The organism is Kluyvera georgiana ATCC 51603 (genome assembly GCF_001654985.1).
Lineage (GTDB): Bacteria > Pseudomonadota > Gammaproteobacteria > Enterobacterales > Enterobacteriaceae > Kluyvera > Kluyvera georgiana.
This window is the reverse complement of record NZ_LXEU01000019.1, coordinates 1-16,878: the sequence shown is the minus strand read 5'-3', so window position 1 is coordinate 16,878 and position 16,878 is coordinate 1. Positions and strand designations below refer to the sequence as shown.

15 protein-coding genes and 1 other RNA gene are annotated in these 16,878 nt (G+C 56.6%); 4 read left to right on the top strand and 12 right to left on the bottom strand.

All coding sequences use genetic code 11. The annotated features are described in order from the left end of the window. Positions 1 to 20: 20 nt before the first annotated feature. The 7 genes from gcvP to M989_RS04620 form a co-directional block, all read right to left on the bottom strand. Positions 21 to 2,894 carry an aminomethyl-transferring glycine dehydrogenase gene (gene gcvP / locus M989_RS04650; RefSeq protein ID WP_064542754.1) on the bottom strand — a complete coding sequence of 958 codons (2,874 nt, stop codon included), beginning with the start codon at positions 2,892 to 2,894 and terminating at the stop codon, positions 21 to 23. Positions 2,895 to 3,017: 123 nt separating this feature from the next. Further along, positions 3,018 to 3,407, bottom strand: a complete 390-nt coding sequence (gcvH, locus tag M989_RS04645) for a glycine cleavage system protein GcvH (protein ID WP_064542751.1) — start codon at positions 3,405 to 3,407, stop codon at positions 3,018 to 3,020. Between the two features lie 26 nt (positions 3,408 to 3,433). Beyond that, entirely contained in the window at positions 3,434 to 4,528 is a 1,095-nt protein-coding gene (gene gcvT, locus M989_RS04640; RefSeq protein WP_064542748.1) for a glycine cleavage system aminomethyltransferase GcvT, read from the bottom strand. A gap of 392 nt (positions 4,529 to 4,920) precedes the next feature. Continuing rightward, positions 4,921 to 6,123 (bottom strand): FAD-dependent 2-octaprenylphenol hydroxylase, encoded by a 1,203-nt coding sequence (gene ubiI / locus M989_RS04635; protein ID WP_064542745.1) that lies wholly within the window; start codon positions 6,121 to 6,123, stop codon positions 4,921 to 4,923. A gap of 18 nt (positions 6,124 to 6,141) precedes the next feature. Continuing rightward, positions 6,142 to 7,320, bottom strand: a complete 1,179-nt coding sequence (ubiH, locus tag M989_RS04630) for a 2-octaprenyl-6-methoxyphenyl hydroxylase (protein WP_064542741.1) — start codon at positions 7,318 to 7,320, stop codon at positions 6,142 to 6,144. Then, a complete protein-coding gene (gene pepP / locus M989_RS04625; RefSeq protein ID WP_064542738.1) occupies positions 7,317 to 8,633 on the bottom strand; it encodes a Xaa-Pro aminopeptidase in 1,317 nt (438 codons plus the stop codon). The genes ubiH and pepP overlap by 4 nt, the downstream gene beginning before the upstream one ends. Before the next feature lie 52 nt (positions 8,634 to 8,685). Then, positions 8,686 to 9,264 carry a YecA/YgfB family protein gene (locus M989_RS04620; protein ID WP_157093516.1) on the bottom strand — a complete coding sequence of 193 codons (579 nt, stop codon included), beginning with the start codon at positions 9,262 to 9,264 and terminating at the stop codon, positions 8,686 to 8,688. Between the two features lie 158 nt (positions 9,265 to 9,422). Between M989_RS04620 and zapA the strand changes: the two genes are divergently transcribed. The 3 genes from zapA (at position 9,423) to M989_RS04605 (ending at position 10,593) form a co-directional block, all read left to right on the top strand. Next, positions 9,423 to 9,752 carry a cell division protein ZapA gene (zapA, locus tag M989_RS04615; RefSeq protein WP_064542733.1) on the top strand — a complete coding sequence of 110 codons (330 nt, stop codon included), beginning with the start codon at positions 9,423 to 9,425 and terminating at the stop codon, positions 9,750 to 9,752. Positions 9,753 to 9,793: 41 nt separating this feature from the next. Then, positions 9,794 to 9,977, top strand: a non-coding RNA gene (ssrS, locus tag M989_RS04610) — 6S RNA. A gap of 19 nt (positions 9,978 to 9,996) precedes the next feature. After that, positions 9,997 to 10,593 (top strand): 5-formyltetrahydrofolate cyclo-ligase, encoded by a 597-nt coding sequence (locus M989_RS04605; RefSeq protein ID WP_064542730.1) that lies wholly within the window; start codon positions 9,997 to 9,999, stop codon positions 10,591 to 10,593. A gap of 367 nt (positions 10,594 to 10,960) precedes the next feature. Here the strand turns inward: M989_RS04605 and serA are convergent, their stop codons facing one another. After that, on the bottom strand, positions 10,961 to 12,193 hold the full coding sequence (serA, locus tag M989_RS04600) for a phosphoglycerate dehydrogenase (protein ID WP_064542727.1): 1,233 nt from the start codon (positions 12,191 to 12,193) through the stop codon (positions 10,961 to 10,963). A gap of 264 nt (positions 12,194 to 12,457) precedes the next feature. Next, positions 12,458 to 13,117 (bottom strand): ribose-5-phosphate isomerase RpiA, encoded by a 660-nt coding sequence (gene rpiA / locus M989_RS04595; protein WP_064542724.1) that lies wholly within the window; start codon positions 13,115 to 13,117, stop codon positions 12,458 to 12,460. A gap of 199 nt (positions 13,118 to 13,316) precedes the next feature. Between rpiA and argP the strand changes: the two genes are divergently transcribed. Next, positions 13,317 to 14,210, top strand: coding sequence for a DNA-binding transcriptional regulator ArgP (gene argP / locus M989_RS04590; RefSeq protein WP_035896251.1), 894 nt, complete (start codon positions 13,317 to 13,319; stop codon positions 14,208 to 14,210). 42 nt (positions 14,211 to 14,252) lie between these two features. Here the strand turns inward: argP and M989_RS04585 are convergent, their stop codons facing one another. From M989_RS04585 to mscS, 3 genes are all read right to left on the bottom strand, one after another. Further along, positions 14,253 to 14,996: an oxidative stress defense protein gene (locus M989_RS04585; RefSeq protein WP_064542721.1), complete on the bottom strand. Its 744-nt coding sequence runs from the start codon at positions 14,994 to 14,996 to the stop codon at positions 14,253 to 14,255. Positions 14,997 to 15,082: 86 nt separating this feature from the next. Further along, positions 15,083 to 15,718: an arginine exporter ArgO gene (gene argO, locus M989_RS04580; protein WP_064542718.1), complete on the bottom strand. Its 636-nt coding sequence runs from the start codon at positions 15,716 to 15,718 to the stop codon at positions 15,083 to 15,085. 155 nt (positions 15,719 to 15,873) lie between these two features. Further along, a complete protein-coding gene (mscS, locus tag M989_RS04575) occupies positions 15,874 to 16,731 on the bottom strand; it encodes a small-conductance mechanosensitive channel MscS (RefSeq protein WP_064542715.1) in 858 nt (285 codons plus the stop codon). Between the last annotated feature and the right edge of the window lie 147 nt (positions 16,732 to 16,878).

Below are 16,878 nucleotides of genomic sequence, written 5' to 3'. Positions count from 1 at the left end.
AAGATAGTGCAATCAATGGATTACTGGTATTCGCTCATCGGTACACAGGAGCAGAACAGGTTACGGTCGCCGTAAACATCATCAAGACGTTTTACGGTCGGCCAGTATTTGTTCGCCATGCCCGCCGGGAAAACGGCCAGCTCGCGGCTATAACCGTGATTCCACTCGGCCACCAGCTCATTCTGGGTGTGCGGAGAGTTCACCAGCGGGTTATCTTCCAGCGTCCACTCGCCCGCTTTCACGCGGTCGATTTCACTGCGAATCGCCAGCATCGCGTCGATAAAGCGGTCCAGTTCAGCTTTACCTTCAGACTCCGTCGGCTCAACCATCAGGGTACCCGCCACAGGGAAGGACATGGTCGGCGCATGGAAACCGTAGTCGATCAGGCGCTTGGCGATATCCAGCTCGCTGATGCCGGTCTCTTCTTTCAGCGGACGAATATCCAGAATACATTCATGCGCCACGTGGCCATGGCTACCGGTATACAGCACCGGATAAGCGTCTCTCAGGCGGGTAGCAATGTAGTTGGCGTTGAGGATCGCCACCTGGCTTGCCTGCTTCAGCCCTTCCGCGCCCATCATACGGATATACATCCAGCTGATAGGCAGAATAGACGCGCTGCCGAACGGCGCTGCGGATACCGCGCCCTGACGGGTCAGCATGCCTTCAATATGCACCACGCTGTGGCCCGGCACGAACGGCGCCAGGTGAGATTTCACGCCGATAGGTCCCATACCTGGGCCGCCGCCGCCGTGCGGAATGCAGAAGGTTTTGTGCAGGTTGAGGTGCGAAACGTCCGCGCCGATAAAGCCCGGAGAAGTAATACCCACCTGAGCGTTCATGTTCGCGCCATCGAGGTATACCTGGCCGCCGAACTGGTGCACGATTTCGCACACTTCACGGATGGTTTCTTCATACACGCCGTGGGTGGACGGATAGGTCACCATGATGCAGGAAAGATTGTCGGCATGCTGCTCCGCCTTCGCGCGCAGATCCGCCAGATCGATGTTACCGTTCTTATCGCAGGCCACGACCACGACCTGCATCCCCGCCATCTGCGCGGAAGCCGGGTTAGTACCGTGAGCAGAACTTGGAATCAGGCAGATATCACGATGGCCGTCGTTGCGGCTTTCATGATAGTGACGAATCGCCAGCAGGCCCGCGTACTCGCCCTGCGCACCGGAGTTCGGCTGCATGCACAGCGCGTCGTAGCCGGTCAGTTTCACCAGCCACTCGGAAAGCTGACCGATCATCTGATGGTAGCCCTCGGCCTGATCAACCGGGCAGAACGGGTGCAGTTCGGCAAATTCCGGCCAGGTGATTGGGATCATTTCTGCTGCGGCGTTCAGTTTCATGGTGCAGGAACCCAGCGGAATCATCGCCTGGTTCAGCGCCAGATCTTTACGCTCCAGCGAGTGCATGTAGCGCATCATCTCGGTTTCGCTGTGGTAGCGATTAAAGACCGGATGCGCGAGGATCGCATCGTCACGCAGCATGCTGCTCTGAATAGAGCGGCTGTCGAGCGCCACGTCTTTATCGAGCGTGTCGATATCCAGGCCGTGGTTTTCACCCAGGATCACGCTAAACAGCGCCAGCACGTCTTCACGGGTGGTAGTTTCGTTCAGCGTCACGCCGACGGCATTAATAATGTCGCTACGCAGGTTAATTTCGGCAACCTGCGCGCGCGCCAGCACCGCCGCTTTATCCGCCACTTCCACGCACAGGGTATCGAAGAAGTGCGCATGGCGCAGCTTCAGCCCTTTCTGCTGCAGGCCGGTCGCCAGAATATCGGTCAGGCGATGAATACGGTTCGCGATACGTTTCAGGCCAACCGGACCGTGGAAGACCGCGTACAGGCTGGCAATGTTGGCCAGCAGCACCTGAGAGGTACAGATGTTGGAGTTAGCTTTCTCGCGGCGAATGTGCTGCTCGCGAGTCTGCATCGCCATGCGCAGTGCGGTATTGCCCGCCGCATCTTTCGATACGCCGATAATACGGCCCGGCATGGCGCGTTTGAATTCATCTTTAGCGGCAAAGAATGCCGCGTGCGGGCCACCGTAGCCCATCGGAACACCGAAGCGCTGGGCTGAGCCGAAGACAATGTCCGCGCCTTGTTTACCCGGCGCAGTTAACAACACCAGCGCCATAAAGTCAGCGGCAACGCTCACCACCACTTTGCGGGATTTCAGTTCTGCAATCAGTTTGCTGTAATCATGCACTTCGCCAGTAGTACCCACCTGCTGCAGCAGTACGCCAAAGACGTCCTGATGCTCCAGCGCTTTGTCGGCGTCATCGACGATAACGTCAAAACCAAAGGTTTCCGCACGAGTACGAACCACGTCCAGCGTTTGCGGATGGACATCAGCCGCAACGAAGAAGCGATTTGCGTTCTTCAGCTTGCTTACGCGCTTGGCCATCGCCATCGCTTCTGCGGCGGCAGTCGCTTCATCCAGCAGGGAAGCGGAAGCCATATCGAGACCGGTCAGATCCAGCGTAACCTGCTGGAAGTTAAGCAGCGCTTCAAGGCGGCCCTGAGACACTTCCGGTTGATACGGAGTATAAGCGGTGTACCAGCCCGGGTTTTCCAGCATGTTGCGCAGGATGACTGGCGGCAGCTGCACCGGGGTGTAGCCCATGCCAATGTACGACTTAAAGCGCTTGTTGCGACCCGCAATCGCCTTCAGCTCCGCCAGCGCGGCGAATTCTGTGGTGGCCTCGCCTACCTGCGGCGGCGTGGCAAGCTGGATATCTTTCGGCACGATCTGTTCAATCAGTGCGTTGAGTGAATCCGCGCCAACCGTTTTGAGCATCTCTTGCTGCTGCTGGGCATCCGGCCCGATGTGACGTTCAATAAACGCGCCACGGTTTTCAAGCTGGCTTAAAGTCTGTGTCATGAGCGATGGTTCCTGAAACGTGCGGTGATTTTAAGATTTCATCTTCCAGAGGAAGAGGTTTGGGGTGACAGTGCGAACATACCCTCACCCCGGCCCTCTCCCGGAGGGAGAGGGGGAAAACCGTTATTCGTCTTCTAACAGGGCTTCGTATGCGGTCGCGTCCAGCAGTGCGGCAACTTCCGCTTCGTCGCTGGCCTTGATCTTGAAGATCCAGCCGCCGGCGTACGGTTCGCTGTTTACCAGCTCCGGTGAATCACCCAGTTCTTCATTAACCGCAACGATTTCACCGCTGATTGGCGCGTAGATATCGGAAGCCGCTTTCACGGACTCCGCCACCGCGCAGTCGTCGCCCGCGCTGACGGTCGCGCCGACTTCCGGCAGGTCAACAAACACCATGTCGCCCAGTAACTCCTGCGCGTGCTCGGTGATCCCCACGGTGTAGCTGCCGTCTGCTTCTTTGCGCAGCCATTCGTGTTCTTTACTGTATTTCAGTTCTGCTGGTACGTTGCTCATCAAAAAATCTCCAGAATAATAATCGGTTACGCCACGGCCTTGCCGTTACGTACAAAAACAGGTTTGGTGACCTTCACCGGCATTTCACGGTTACGGATTTGCACAATTGCCGTCTCGCCAATGCCCTGAGGGACGCGAGCCAGCGCAATACTATGGCCTAAGGTCGGCGAGAAAGTCCCGCTGGTGATCACACCTTCACGCGCATTGCCGTTATCATCGGTAAAACGCACCGTCAGTTCGCCGCGCAGCACGCCTTTTTCGGTCATCACCAGGCCCACCAGTTGGTCGGTGCCTTTTTCACGTTCCAGCTCCAGCACGTCGCGACCGATAAAGTTGCGGTCAGCCGGTTCCCAGGCGATGGTCCAGCCCATGTTGGCCGCCAGCGGAGAGACGCTTTCGTCCATCTCCTGGCCATACAGGTTCATGCCGGCCTCTAAACGCAGCGTATCGCGCGCGCCCAGGCCGCAAGGCTTCACGCCCGCCTGGACCAGCTGCTGCCAGAAATCCGCCGCCTGCGCTTTCGGCAGGGCGATTTCATAGCCCGCTTCGCCGGTATAGCCGGTGGTGGCGATAAAGAAATCGCCCGCCTGCACGCCAAAGAATGGCTTCATGCCTTCTACCGCGTGGCGTTGTTCATCGCTAAACAGCGTGCCCGCTTTCGCCTGCGCATTTGGCCCCTGCACCGCAATCAGCGACAGGTCGTCACGAACGGTGATATCAATGGCATAAGGTTCAGCGTGTTGGGTAATCCAGGAGAGGTCTTTTTCGCGGGTGGCGGAGTTAACGACGAGGCGGAAGAAATCTTCGGTGAGGTAGTAAACGATCAGGTCATCAATCACGCCGCCCGATGCGTTCAACATCCCGCTATAAAGTGCTTTGCCGGGTTTGGTGAGCTTCGCCACGTCGTTGGCCAGCAGATAGCGTAGAAACTCGCGGGTGCGCGGGCCGTGCAAATCGACGATCGTCATATGCGACACATCGAACATCCCGGCGTCGGTACGCACCGCATGGTGCTCATCAATCTGCGACCCATAGTGCAGCGGCATCATCCAGCCGTGGAAATCCACCATACGTGCGCCACATAACACGTGCTGGTCATACAAAGGCGTTTGTTGAGCCATCATGTCCTCGTTGAATATATCGCACCACAAAAACACGCGCCGACGCCCGTCCAGGCACCGACGCAAACGTTCTCTTTTCCCTGAACTTACCACCGAACACCGTGCTAAACCATCAGGAAAAAAGGGACATCACATTAGCTTATGACCAAAAGTCGCCAAAAAGCATACAGAGGAATCAACTGGAAAAAAGCGAATTACACCACATTTAATTAACAATAATGGTTAACAATTCAGCATAAGATAATATTTACTGCGAAAAACAGGGCGACTTTCCCGTAACATTAAATTTGATGGATTAATAAAACTAATGCGAAAAAATGGGTGAAATTAGAATTTTTCAAATGAGGGGGAAGACTCCCGGTGGAACCACCGGGAGTAAAAGTGTGAGCGACTTAACGAAGCCACTCCGGCAGGTCGTTCAGGCCCATCGCCTGACGAATCAGCTGTGGTTTTACGCCGGGCAGCGTATCGGCAAGCTTCAGTCCGATATCACGCAGCAGTTTTTTCGCCGGGTTCTCGCCGGCAAACAGTTCGCGGAACCCCTGCATTCCCGCTAACATCAGCGCAGCGCTGTGCTTACGGCTGCGTTCGTAGCGACGCAGATAGAAATGCTGGCCGATGTCTTTCCCCTGCGCGTGCAGGCGTTTGAGCTCTTCAATCAACTCGGCGGCGTCCATAAAGCCCAGATTCACCCCCTGCCCCGCCAGCGGATGAATGGTGTGCGCCGCGTCGCCGACCAGCGCCAGACGGTGCGCGGCAAACTGGCGCGCGTAACGCCCGGTCAGCGGGTAAACCTGCCGCTCGCTCTCCACCCGACACAGCCCCAGGCGGTTATCAAAGGCAATGTTCAGCGCTTTGTTGAACTCGCTTTCATCCGCCTGCTGCATCCGCTGCGCCTCTTCCGGCGACAACGACCAGACGATAGAACACAGATGCGGATCGCTAAGCGGCAGGAAAGCCAGAATGCCGTCGCCATGGAAGCTCTGACGTGCTACCGCCTCGTGTGGCGCGTCGGTGCGAACGGTCGCCACCAGCGCATGATGCCGGTAGTCCCAGAACGTCAGCGGTATATCGGCTTTGCTACGCAGCCAGGAGTTGGCGCCATCGGCTCCCACTACCAGACGTGCGGTCAGCATGCCGCCGTCTTTCAGCGTCAGAAACGCTTCGTTTTCGCCCCAGGCGACCTGCTGCAATTCCGCAGGTGCCATCAGGGTGATATCCGCGCTACGCTCGGCTTTCTGCCACAGCGCATGGTGAATAACCGCATTTTCGACGATATGCCCCAGATGGCTGTAGCCCATGCTGCGATCGTCAAACGCAATGCGGCCAAAACTGTCTTTATCCCACACTTCCATGCCGTGGTAGCGGCTGACGCGCTGCGCGACAATCGCCTGCCAGACATCCAGCTTTGACAGCAGCTTTTCGCTGCCGGCATTAATGGCGGATACGCGCAGCGCAGGCGGCGCATCGGCGGCCAACGCTTGCGGCAGAGATTGTTCCAGCACGGCAACCCGCAGGCCGCTGCCCTGTAAACCGCAGGCCACCGCCAGCCCGACCATACCACCGCCTACGATGGCAACATCAACACTTTGCACATTCACTCCTTACAGCTCTTAACGGGCGACCCAGCCCAGCGTCCGCTGCGCCAGTACATCACGGGCAGGGGTAAATAATTCCATCGCCATCAGCCCCACGTTGCGCCCGACAACCAGCGGTACCCAACGGTTAGCAAACAGATGCACCAGCCCATCGGTAACGCCGATGGTGGCGGCTTTATCCTCCGCCCGCTGACGCTGGTACTGGCAGAGCAGCGCATAGTCGCCGATATCCTGACGCGCGGCGTGCGCCTGCGCCAGGTTTTCCGCCAGCGTCATCACATCGCGCAAGCCGAGGTTAAACCCTTGCCCGGCGATAGGATGCAGCGTTTGCGCGGCATTGCCTACCAGCGCCAGACGGTGCGAAACCGTACGTGTCGCGGTGGTAAGGGAGAGAGGATACACGTTTCGCGCACCGGCCTGCGTGATACGCCCTAAACGCCAGCCGAACGCACGCTGCAGTTCGTCACAGAAACGTGAATCAGACCAGCCGAGCACCTCATCGTGGCGTTCACGTGGATGGCACCACACCAGCGAGCAGCGGTTCTGCGACATCGGCAGCATCGCCAGCGGACCATGCTCGGTAAAGCGCTCAAACGCACGCCCGTGATGCGGGATGGCGGTGGTAACGTTCGCAATCACCGCCAGCTGGTTATACGGCTCCTTCTGCCAGTGAATTCCGCAGCGTTCACCTAGCGTTGATCGCGAGCCGTCGGCCGCCACCAGCAGTTTGCCGCGCAGCGTTTCGCCGTTATCCAGCGTGACGCTAACGCCGTCAGCCTGGCGTTCAACCTGCGCGATGCGCGATGGGCAGTGTAGCGTCACGCCGGGGGCGCGGCGCAGCAGGCTGAACAGCCGCTGACCAACGTCGTGCAGTTCAACCACGTTGCCCAGCACCCCTAGACGGTAGTCCTGAGCCTCCAGCGTGACAAACCCGGCATGGCCGCGATCGCTCACGTGAACAGTGGTTATCGGGGTGGCGCAGTCGGCGATAGCTTGCCAGAGATTGATCTTCGCCAGCTGTTGGCAGGTGCCCGCAGCCAGCGCTATCGCCCGGGCATCAAAGCCCGGATGCTGCGCGGCGTCAATATCCGCTGCTTCAATCAAATGCACCGGCAGACGGCCCGCCGTCAGCTGCGATACCGCCAGCGCCAGCGTCGCACCGGTCATCCCGCCGCCGACAATAATCAGGCTCATAGCTGGCGCGCCGCCGCCATCAGCGCTTCGATGTCGTCCGCATCCTTCACGACGCTCGCCGTCAGGTTTTCATTGCCGTCTTCGGTAATGAGGATATCGTCTTCAATACGAACACCAATGCCGCGATACTCCGCCGGTACGTCAGCATCCGGCGCAATATACAGGCCCGGTTCAACGGTCAGCACCATGCCCGGCTCCAGTACGCGAGAACGGTCAGCGCCGTACACGCCCACATCGTGAACGTCCAGCCCCAGCCAGTGGCTCAGGCCATGCATAAAGTACGGACGGTGCGCGTTATCGGCGATCAACTGGTCAATCTCGCCTTTAAGGATCCCCAGACCGTGCAGCCCGGTCACCATGATACGCACCACTTCGCCGGTAACTTCCTGAATGGAAGTGCCCGGACGGTACAGCTCGAGCGCCTTGTACAGCGACGCCAGCACGATGTCGTAGATAGCACGCTGCGCCGGGGTGAATTTGCCGTTTACCGGGAAGGTACGGGTGATGTCACCGGCGTAGCCCTTGTATTCACAGCCCGCGTCAATCAGCACCAGCTCGCCATCGCGCAGTTCCGATTCATTTTCGGTGTAGTGCAGAATGCAGCCGTTTTCACCGCCGCCGACGATGGTGTTGTAAGACGGATAGCGGGCGCCATGGCGGGTAAATTCGTGAAGAATCTCGCCTTCCAGCTGATATTCAAACATCCCCGGACGGCATTTCTCCATCGCGCGGGTATGCGCCAGCGCGCTGATTTCACCGGCGCGGCGCAGGATGTCAATCTCTTCGCTGTCCTTGAACAGGCGCATTTCGTGCACCATCGGACGCCAGTCGATCATCGCGTCCGGCGCGGTCAGATTCTGACGCGAACCTTTGCGCAGTTTATCCAGCGCGGTGAAGACAATCTCGTCAGCCCAGGCATACTCCCCCTGCGCGTGATAAATCACATCGAGGCCGTTCAGCAACTGGAACAGCTGCTGGTTGATTTCACTGAATGCCAGCGCGCGGTCAACGCCCAGTTTTTCCGGCGCTGCGTCCTGTCCTAAGCGGCGGCCAAACCAGATTTCCGCCGTCAGGTCGCGAACGCGGTTGAACAGCACGCTGTGATTGTGGGTGTCATCGCTTTTAATCAGCACCAGCAAGGCTTCCGGCTCGTTAAAGCCGGTGAAGTACCAGAAATCGCTGTTCTGGCGATAGGGATACTCAGAATCCGCGCTGCGCGTCACCTCTGGCGCGGCAAAAATTAGCGCCGCGCTGCCTGGTTTCATTTGCGCCAGCAGTGCCTGGCGGCGGCGGAGAAACGCTTGCTGTGTCATGACATCTCCTTTCAATCCCTTCGCGCTGCGACGAGCAGAGCAGGTATTATGTTTAGTGTAAGGTTGGTTTCCGGACTTCCGGCGCCGTCGGCTGCGGGTGGGTGAACGTATCGTGGCACAGCAGCGCCGCTACGCGAACGTATTCGATAATTTCTTCCAGCGACATCTCCAGCTCTTCCTGATCTTCATCTTCTTCATAGCCAAGTTGCGCAATATTACGAAGATCGTCAATGGCTTCGCCCGCTTCTCCCTTCACTTTATCCAGCTTCGGCTGAACCATGCCCAAACCAAGCAGGAAGTGATTCACCCAGCCAGAGAGCGCGTCGGCGCGGTCAAACACGCTGACGTCGTCGCCGTCAGGCAGATAAAGCTGAAAAAGGAAGCCGTCATCTTCCAGCGCGTCGCTGGTAGCCGAATGCATGGAGCGCAGTGATTCAGCAAGCTCGTGGCCAAACGCCAGACCTTCGTTTGTCAGGTCGTGAACCAGCGGCTGCCATGAGCTGTCGTTGTTTCCGCCGCAAAGCAGACCGCTGAGCAGACCGTGCATTTCCGCAGGCGTCAGGCCTACCCCTTGTTGGTTTAACAGCTGGTTCAGCAGGGTGTAACCAGGCATTTCGTTCTGTATAGACATGCGCATTCGTCATTGTTGGGTGGAATTCATGGTATGCTACCACTTTGGACCCTGGAGATACCAGAAAAGGGCTTGTAAGTTCATACCAGGGTAGCTATAGTGTCGCCCCTTCACATCCTGAGAGTGAAGGACGCGCAGTCAATCAGCAGGAAGGTGGCATGTCTGCACAACCCGTCGATATCCAAATTTTTGGCCGTTCACTGCGAGTGAATTGCCCGCCTGAACAAAGAGATGCTTTGAATCAGGCCGCGGACGATCTGAATCAGCGGTTGCAAGATCTGAAAGAACGCACTAGAGTCACAAATACTGAGCAGCTGGTTTTCATCGCCGCGTTGAACATCAGCTACGAGTTAACTCAGGAAAGGGCGAAAACGCGTGACTATGCTTCAAGCATGGAACAGCGCATTCGGATGCTACAACAGACCATTGAACAGGCATTGCTTGACCAGGGTCGCATATCCGATAAGTCAGCACCAAACTTTGAATAACACTTTGCAGTTTACTATGGTAGAGTGACTGTGAAGAAAAAATTTCTCTGAGATGTTCGCAAGCGGGCCAGTCCCCTGAGCCGATATTTCATACCACAAGAATGTGGCGCTCCATGGTTGGTGAGCATGCTCGGTCCGTCCGAGAAGCCTTAAAACTGTGACGACGCATTCACCTTGAACCAAGGGTTCAAGGGTTACAGCCTGCGGCGGCATCTCGGAGATTCCCCTTCTACCTACCGGTCTTATGACGCATCCATCTGAGCAACAAAACTCCCGACAGCACATCCGCCAGATTATCCGGCAGCGTCGTCGTGCGCTCACGCTCCAGCAGCAAATTCTCTACGGCGAACAGGCCGCAGATCGCATGATGGCCTGGCCTCCGGTGGTGATGGCAAAAACCGTTGCGCTGTTTTTATCTTTTGACGGCGAGCTCGATACCCAGCCCTTAATTGAACAGCTCTGGCGCGCGGGCAAACGCGTATACCTGCCTGTGCTTCACCCGTTCAGCCCCGGTAACCTGCTGTTCCTGCACTACCATCCGCACAGTGAGCTGGTCGTTAACCGCTTGAAGATCCACGAGCCGAGGCTTGATGTGCGTGGCGTTCTGCCGCTCGCTAATCTCGACGTGCTGATAACGCCGCTGGTCGCCTTTGATGCACAAGGGCAGCGGTTAGGCATGGGCGGCGGTTTTTATGACCGCACGCTGCAAAACTGGCAGCAGCACGGCATCCAGCCCGTCGGCTACGCCCACGATTGCCAGCAGGTTGAAGCGCTGCCGGTCGAGCGATGGGATATTCCGCTGCCCGCGGTGATCACGCCGTCAAAAGTCTGGCAGTGGTAGGCCGTTTCAGGCAATTGACAGCGTCGTTTTTTTGACCTACATTCCTCGGTAAAGGGTGAGGGAGGCGAACCTCCCTCCTGCGTTCATACTGTTAATATGCTGGCAGAGCGATGATTAACAGAATCAGCAGTATGATGACCAGTCTCATCATTGTCCCTTTCCTTTCAGGGCCCCTGCTTCGGTAGGGGCTTTGCCGTTTCAGCCCCCTGCTGAGCCCCCATCGTAAATCCCTTTTGCTAAGAGACAATGCGCGGCGGCGCCTTTAATCACCGTTTGCGGCGAGGCTCGTAAATAGGATGTATACGTTGCAGGCAAGCGAAAAAAACGGGCAGACCAATGGCCTGCCCGTTTCATCAGTGCGGGAAAATCAGTACAGCAGGCGAGCGCGAACGGTGCCCGGAATAGCCTTCATACTTTGCAACGCTTTCTGCGCCACATCTTCTTCGGCTTCAATATCGATAACCACGTAGCCCATCTGCGGCGTGGTTTGCAGATACTGCGCGGCGATGTTAACGCCCTGCTCGGCGAAAATCTGGTTCAGCGCGGTCAGCACGCCTGGACGGTTTTCGTGGATATGCAGCAGACGACGACCACCGTGCAGCGGCAGCGATACTTCCGGGAAGTTCACGGCAGACAGCGTAGAGCCGTTGTCAGAGTACTTAATCAGTTTACCCGCCACTTCCAGGCCGATATTCTCCTGCGCTTCCTGAGTTGAACCGCCGATGTGCGGCGTCAGGATCACGTTGTCGAATTCGCACAGCGGTGAGGTGAACGGGTCGCTGTTGGTCGCCGGCTCGGTTGGGAAGACGTCGATGGCCGCCCCCGCCAGATGCTTACGCGCCAGCGCGTCGCACAGCGCCGGAATGTCCACTACCGTACCGCGTGCGGCGTTAATCAGCAGCGAACCTGGCTTCATCAGCGCCAGCTCTTCCGCGCCCATCATGTTTTTGGTGGAGGCGTTTTCCGGTACGTGCAGGCTCACCACATCGCTCATGTTCAACAGGTCGGAAAGATGCTGCACCTGAGTCGCGTTACCCAACGGTAATTTGCTTTCAATATCATAGAAGTAGACATGCATCCCCAGCGATTCCGCCAGGATACCAAGCTGAGTACCGATGTGGCCGTAGCCGATAATGCCCAGCTTTTTACCGCGCGCTTCATAGGAGCCCGCGGCCAGTTTGTTCCACACGCCACGGTGCGCTTTGGCGTTGGCTTCCGGAATGCCACGCAGCAGCAGCAGCAGTTCGCCAATCACCAGTTCAGCAACGGAACGCGTATTGGAGAACGGCGCGTTGAACACCGGTACACCGCGTTTAGCCGCCGCTTTCAGATCCACCTGGTTGGTGCCGATGCAGAAGCAGCCTACGGCAACCAGCTTCTCAGCAACAGCGAAGATCTCTTCCGTCAGTTGAGTACGGGAACGCAGGCCGATGAAATGGGCATCACGGGCAGACTCTTTCAGCTGTTCGCTATCCAGCGCACCCTTGTGAAATTCGATATTGGTGTAACCTGCTGCGCGAAGGCTATCCAGCGCCTTCTGGTGCACGCCTTCAACCAGCAGAAATTTAATTTTGTCTTTTTCCAGTGATACCTTAGCCATTTCCCCGTCCCGTCTTTGTTTTACTGATGTTGTGGTGAACGAAAGTTCACCTAAGCAACATATCAAAAAAAATTATTGCGGCAATATGAACGTTTGCGTCGGCAACATGAGGAAGCCTCACGCAGAGGGAAATTCCAGCATAAAATGCTAAACAGGAAGATAAACATGGGATGTTAATCAGGCAGAAGATTGAAATGTGACACAAGTCACCAAATTCAGCCTCAATAAAAAAAAGAGGGGAATTTGTCATTCCCCTGAGTCAGATCATTTAGTAATGGTTTTCACGCCGTCGGCGGTACCAATCAACGCGACGTCGGCGCCGCGGTTAGCAAACAGGCCCACGGTCACAACGCCCGGAATGCCGTTGATCGTGTTTTCCAGCGCGATAGCGTCAAGGATTTCCAGACCGTGCACATCAAGGATCACGTTGCCGTTATCGGTCACTACGCCCTGACGATATTCTGGACGACCGCCGAGCTTCACCAGCTCACGCGCCACGGCGCTGCGCGCCATCGGGATAACTTCTACCGGCAGCGGGAAATGACCCAGGATATCTACCTGTTTGGACGCATCGGCGATGCAGATAAACTTGTCGGCCACCGAGGCGATGATTTTCTCACGCGTCAGCGCCGCGCCGCCGCCTTTGATCATCTGCATGTGACCGTTAATTTCATCCGCACCGTCCACGTAGATCCCCAGACGGTCAACTTCGTTCAGGTCGAAAACGGTGATGCCGAGGCTTTTCAGCTTCTCGGTTGAGGCATCAGAGCTTGAGACCGCGCCCTCGATTTGTCCTTTCATCGTGCCCAGCGCATCAATAAAGTGCGCCGCGGTAGAGCCCGTGCCTACGCCGACAATCGTACCCGGCTGTACGTATTGAAGGGCTGCCCAGCCTACTGCTTTTTTCAGTTCATCCTGCGTCATGATCGTTATCGCCTGTGGTGTCATCAACTGCCGCGCATTATAGAACAGAACCCCGGCATAATTCGACCCATGAGCCAGGCGAATAAAAGATGTAACTCGTGAAGAACTTCACAGTAAATGGCAAATTAATTTCGTCTGTATCCAGGGTAAATTTATGTCATAGTGCGTGATAACACCTACAGGGGAGTATTTCAGAACAATGAAACGTCCGGACTACAGAACACTACAGGCGCTGGATGCCGTTATCAGGGAACGTGGGTTTGAGCGCGCCGCGCAGAAACTGTGCATCACTCAGTCCGCCGTTTCTCAGCGCATTAAGCAGCTTGAAAATATGTTCGGGCAGCCGCTGCTGGTTCGCACCGTCCCTCCGCGCCCCACAGAGCAGGGGCAGAAGCTGCTGGCGTTGCTGCGTCAGGTTGAGCTGCTGGAAGAGGAGTGGCTGGGCGACGAGCAAACCGGCTCCACGCCGCTGCTGCTGTCGCTGGCGGTCAACGCCGACAGTCTGGCAACCTGGCTGCTACCTGCTCTCGCAGACGTGCTGGCAAACTCCCCTATTCGTCTGAACCTTCAGGTTGAGGACGAAACGCGTACCCAGGAGCGCCTGCGTCGTGGTGAAGTGGTTGGCGCGGTGAGTATTCAACCGCAGGCGCTGCCGAGTTGCCTGGTCGATCAGCTCGGTGCGCTGGACTACCTGTTTGTCGGTTCCAAAGCGTTTGCCGAGCGCTACTTCCCGAACGGCGTGACTCGCTCTGCGCTGCTGAAAGCGCCCGCCGTGGCCTTTGACCATCTGGACGATATGCATCAGGCGTTTTTACAGCAAAACTTTGACCTGCCGCCGGGCAGCGTGCCGTGTCATATCGTTAACTCATCGGAAGCCTTCGTACAGCTGGCGCGTCAAGGCACCACCTGCTGTATGATTCCGCACCTGCAAATCGAGAAAGAGCTCGCCAGCGGCGAGCTTATTGACCTCACGCCAGGCCTGTTCCAGCGCCGGATGCTTTACTGGCACCGCTTTGCGCCGGAAAGCCGTATGATGCGCAAAGTCACCGACGCGCTGTTGGCTTATGGGCATAAGGTGCTGCGTCAGGATTAAACGCTAAGAAAAACCCCTTGCGTTGCAAGGGGTTGGCGGGAATTACTTCGCAGCAGCTGGCGCTGCTGGTGCTGGTGCCTGCTCAGGCTGCAGCTGGAACACCACATCCACCTGGTCATCAAACTGAATCGTCGGCTGCTCGTAAGTTTCCTGTGCCGAAACCGACGCCGCATCGGCCTTCATCATGCGAACCATCGGACTCGGCTGGTAGTTAGAGACATGGTAGCGCACGCTGTAAACCGGCCCCAGCTTGCTGTGGAAGCCTGCGGCCAGAGATTGCGCCTGATGAATAGCATCATCAATTGCCGCTTTACGCGCTTTGTCTTTGTAAGCATCCGGTTTCGCCACACCCAACGATACGGAGCGAATCTCGTTTAACCCTGCTTTTAACGCGCCGTCCAGCAGCGAATTCAGCTTATCCAATTGGCGCAGCGTCACTTCGACCGTACGCACCGCACGGTACCCCTTCAGCACGCTTTTACCATTCTGGTAGTCATAATCCGGCTGGGTACGCAGGTTGGCGGAGCTGATATCGTTTTTCGCCACGCCGTTTTGCTCAAGGAAAGAGAGATATTGCGCAACGCGCTGGTCGGCCTGTTTCTTGGCGCTCGCCGCATCTTTCGCGGCAATATTCACTTCGATGGCCAGCGTCGCGATATCCGGTACCGCGGCCACGCTCGCCGTACCCGACGTGACGATATGCGGGCCATCAGGCAACTCGTTTGCCTGTACGGACATTGCGCTAAACCCGATTGCTGCGGCCAAAGCCATCACTTTAAACTTCACTGTTGTATCTCCTTGGTTATCACCCGACAACGGGGGTCTTGCCTGCAAGCTTAGCCGCTGCCAGGAGAAAGTCCATCAGATGAGGCTTAGTTAAGGAGCGCGTGCAGGTGCTCAACGCCCTCTTTCGCTAACTGGAAAGCAATAACCCACATCACGATGCCGACTACGATGTTAATAATGCGCTGAGCTTTCGCCGTGCGCAAACGCGGTGCCAGCCAGGCCGCCAGTAGCGCAAGCGCGAAGAACCACAGGAATGAGGCGCTGATGGTCCCCAACGCAAACCAGCGCTTCGGCACCGCATCCAGCTGGCCGCCTAAGCTGCCCAGCACCACGAAGGTGTCGAGATAGACATGCGGGTTAAGCCACGTCACCGCCAGCATAGTGGCGATAATTTTCCAGCGCCCCTGCGTCATCACCTCGGCGGTAGCCAGTTCAATATTGCTCCCCATCGCGGTTTTCAGCGCCCCGAAACCATACCACAGTAGAAACGCCACGCCGCCCCAGGTGACCAGGGCCAGCAGCCACGGCGAAGACATCAGCAGCGCGCTGCCGCCGAACACACCGGCGCAGATAAGCAGCAGATCGCTCACGGCGCAGAGGAGCGCAATCATCAGATGGTACTGGCGACGAATGCCCTGATTCATCACGAACGCATTCTGTGGGCCGAGCGGAAGTATCATGGCCGCGCCAAGTACAAGACCTTGAAAATAATAAGATATCACGATAGTTTTCTTTATGTTGTTCAGGAATGGCGCTGACTATAACGCGATAAAATTATTAGCGGAAATTGATATTTTTAATAGGATATAAATATTTCTAATATCATTACTCATAAAAATGCCGAACATCAGTCCGGCATTTTTTGAACAGCAAGACGTTACTCTGCGGAAGGGGTTCCCGGCTTCATATTCACATCGAGCTGCGGGTAAGGAAAACTGATGCCGTTAGCGTCAAATTCACGCTTGATGCGCTCCAGCACGTCCCAGTAGACGTTTTGCAGGTCACCGCTGAGGCTCCAGGCGCGCACGACAAAGTTGACCGATGACGGCGCCAGCTCATTCAAACGGACGGTAATTTCGCGATCTTTCAGCACGCGCTTATCCGACTCCAGAATCGTTGTCAGAATCTGCTTAACCTTATCAATATCCGCATCGTAAGAGACGCCGATAATAAATTCATTACGACGCGCGGGCTCACGCGAGAAGTTAATAATATTGCCGGCGATAATCTTGCCGTTCGGAATCACCACAATTTTACCGTCGACGGTACGCATGGTGGTGGAGAAAATCTGCACGTTCAGCACGGTACCGGCCACGCCGCCCAGATCGACATACTCACCCGCACGGAACGGGCGGAACATGACCAGCAGAACCCCCGCCGCCAGGTTAGAGAGCGAGCCTTGCAGCGCCAGACCAACGGCCAAACCGGCGGCACCGAGCACGGCGATAACCGAAGCGGTCTGCACGCCCACGCGACCCAGCGCGGCAATCAGCGTAAAAGCAATGACCGCATAGCGCACCAGCGCCGAAAGGAAGTCCGCCACGGTGGCATCAATTTTACGCGCCAGCATCAGGCGATTGACGGTATTAGAGACAATGCGCGCGGCAATCATCCCCACAATGATTATCGCGATTGCCGCAACGATATTGACCGCATAGCTCAGCAGTAATTCCTGGTTGCGCACCAGCCATGAACCGGCGTCGTTTATGCTATCGACAACGTTTAAATCTTCCATTCAATATTCCTTATGGATACCCGGACGGGAAATTAAAAACGGCCTGCAAAAGCGCAGGCAGGTATAAAGGGTAAACAAAAAATGAGATTTTTGCCAAGTTGATCACGTTTTAATGCCCATCCATCGTATTGAAAAGGCAATAAAAAA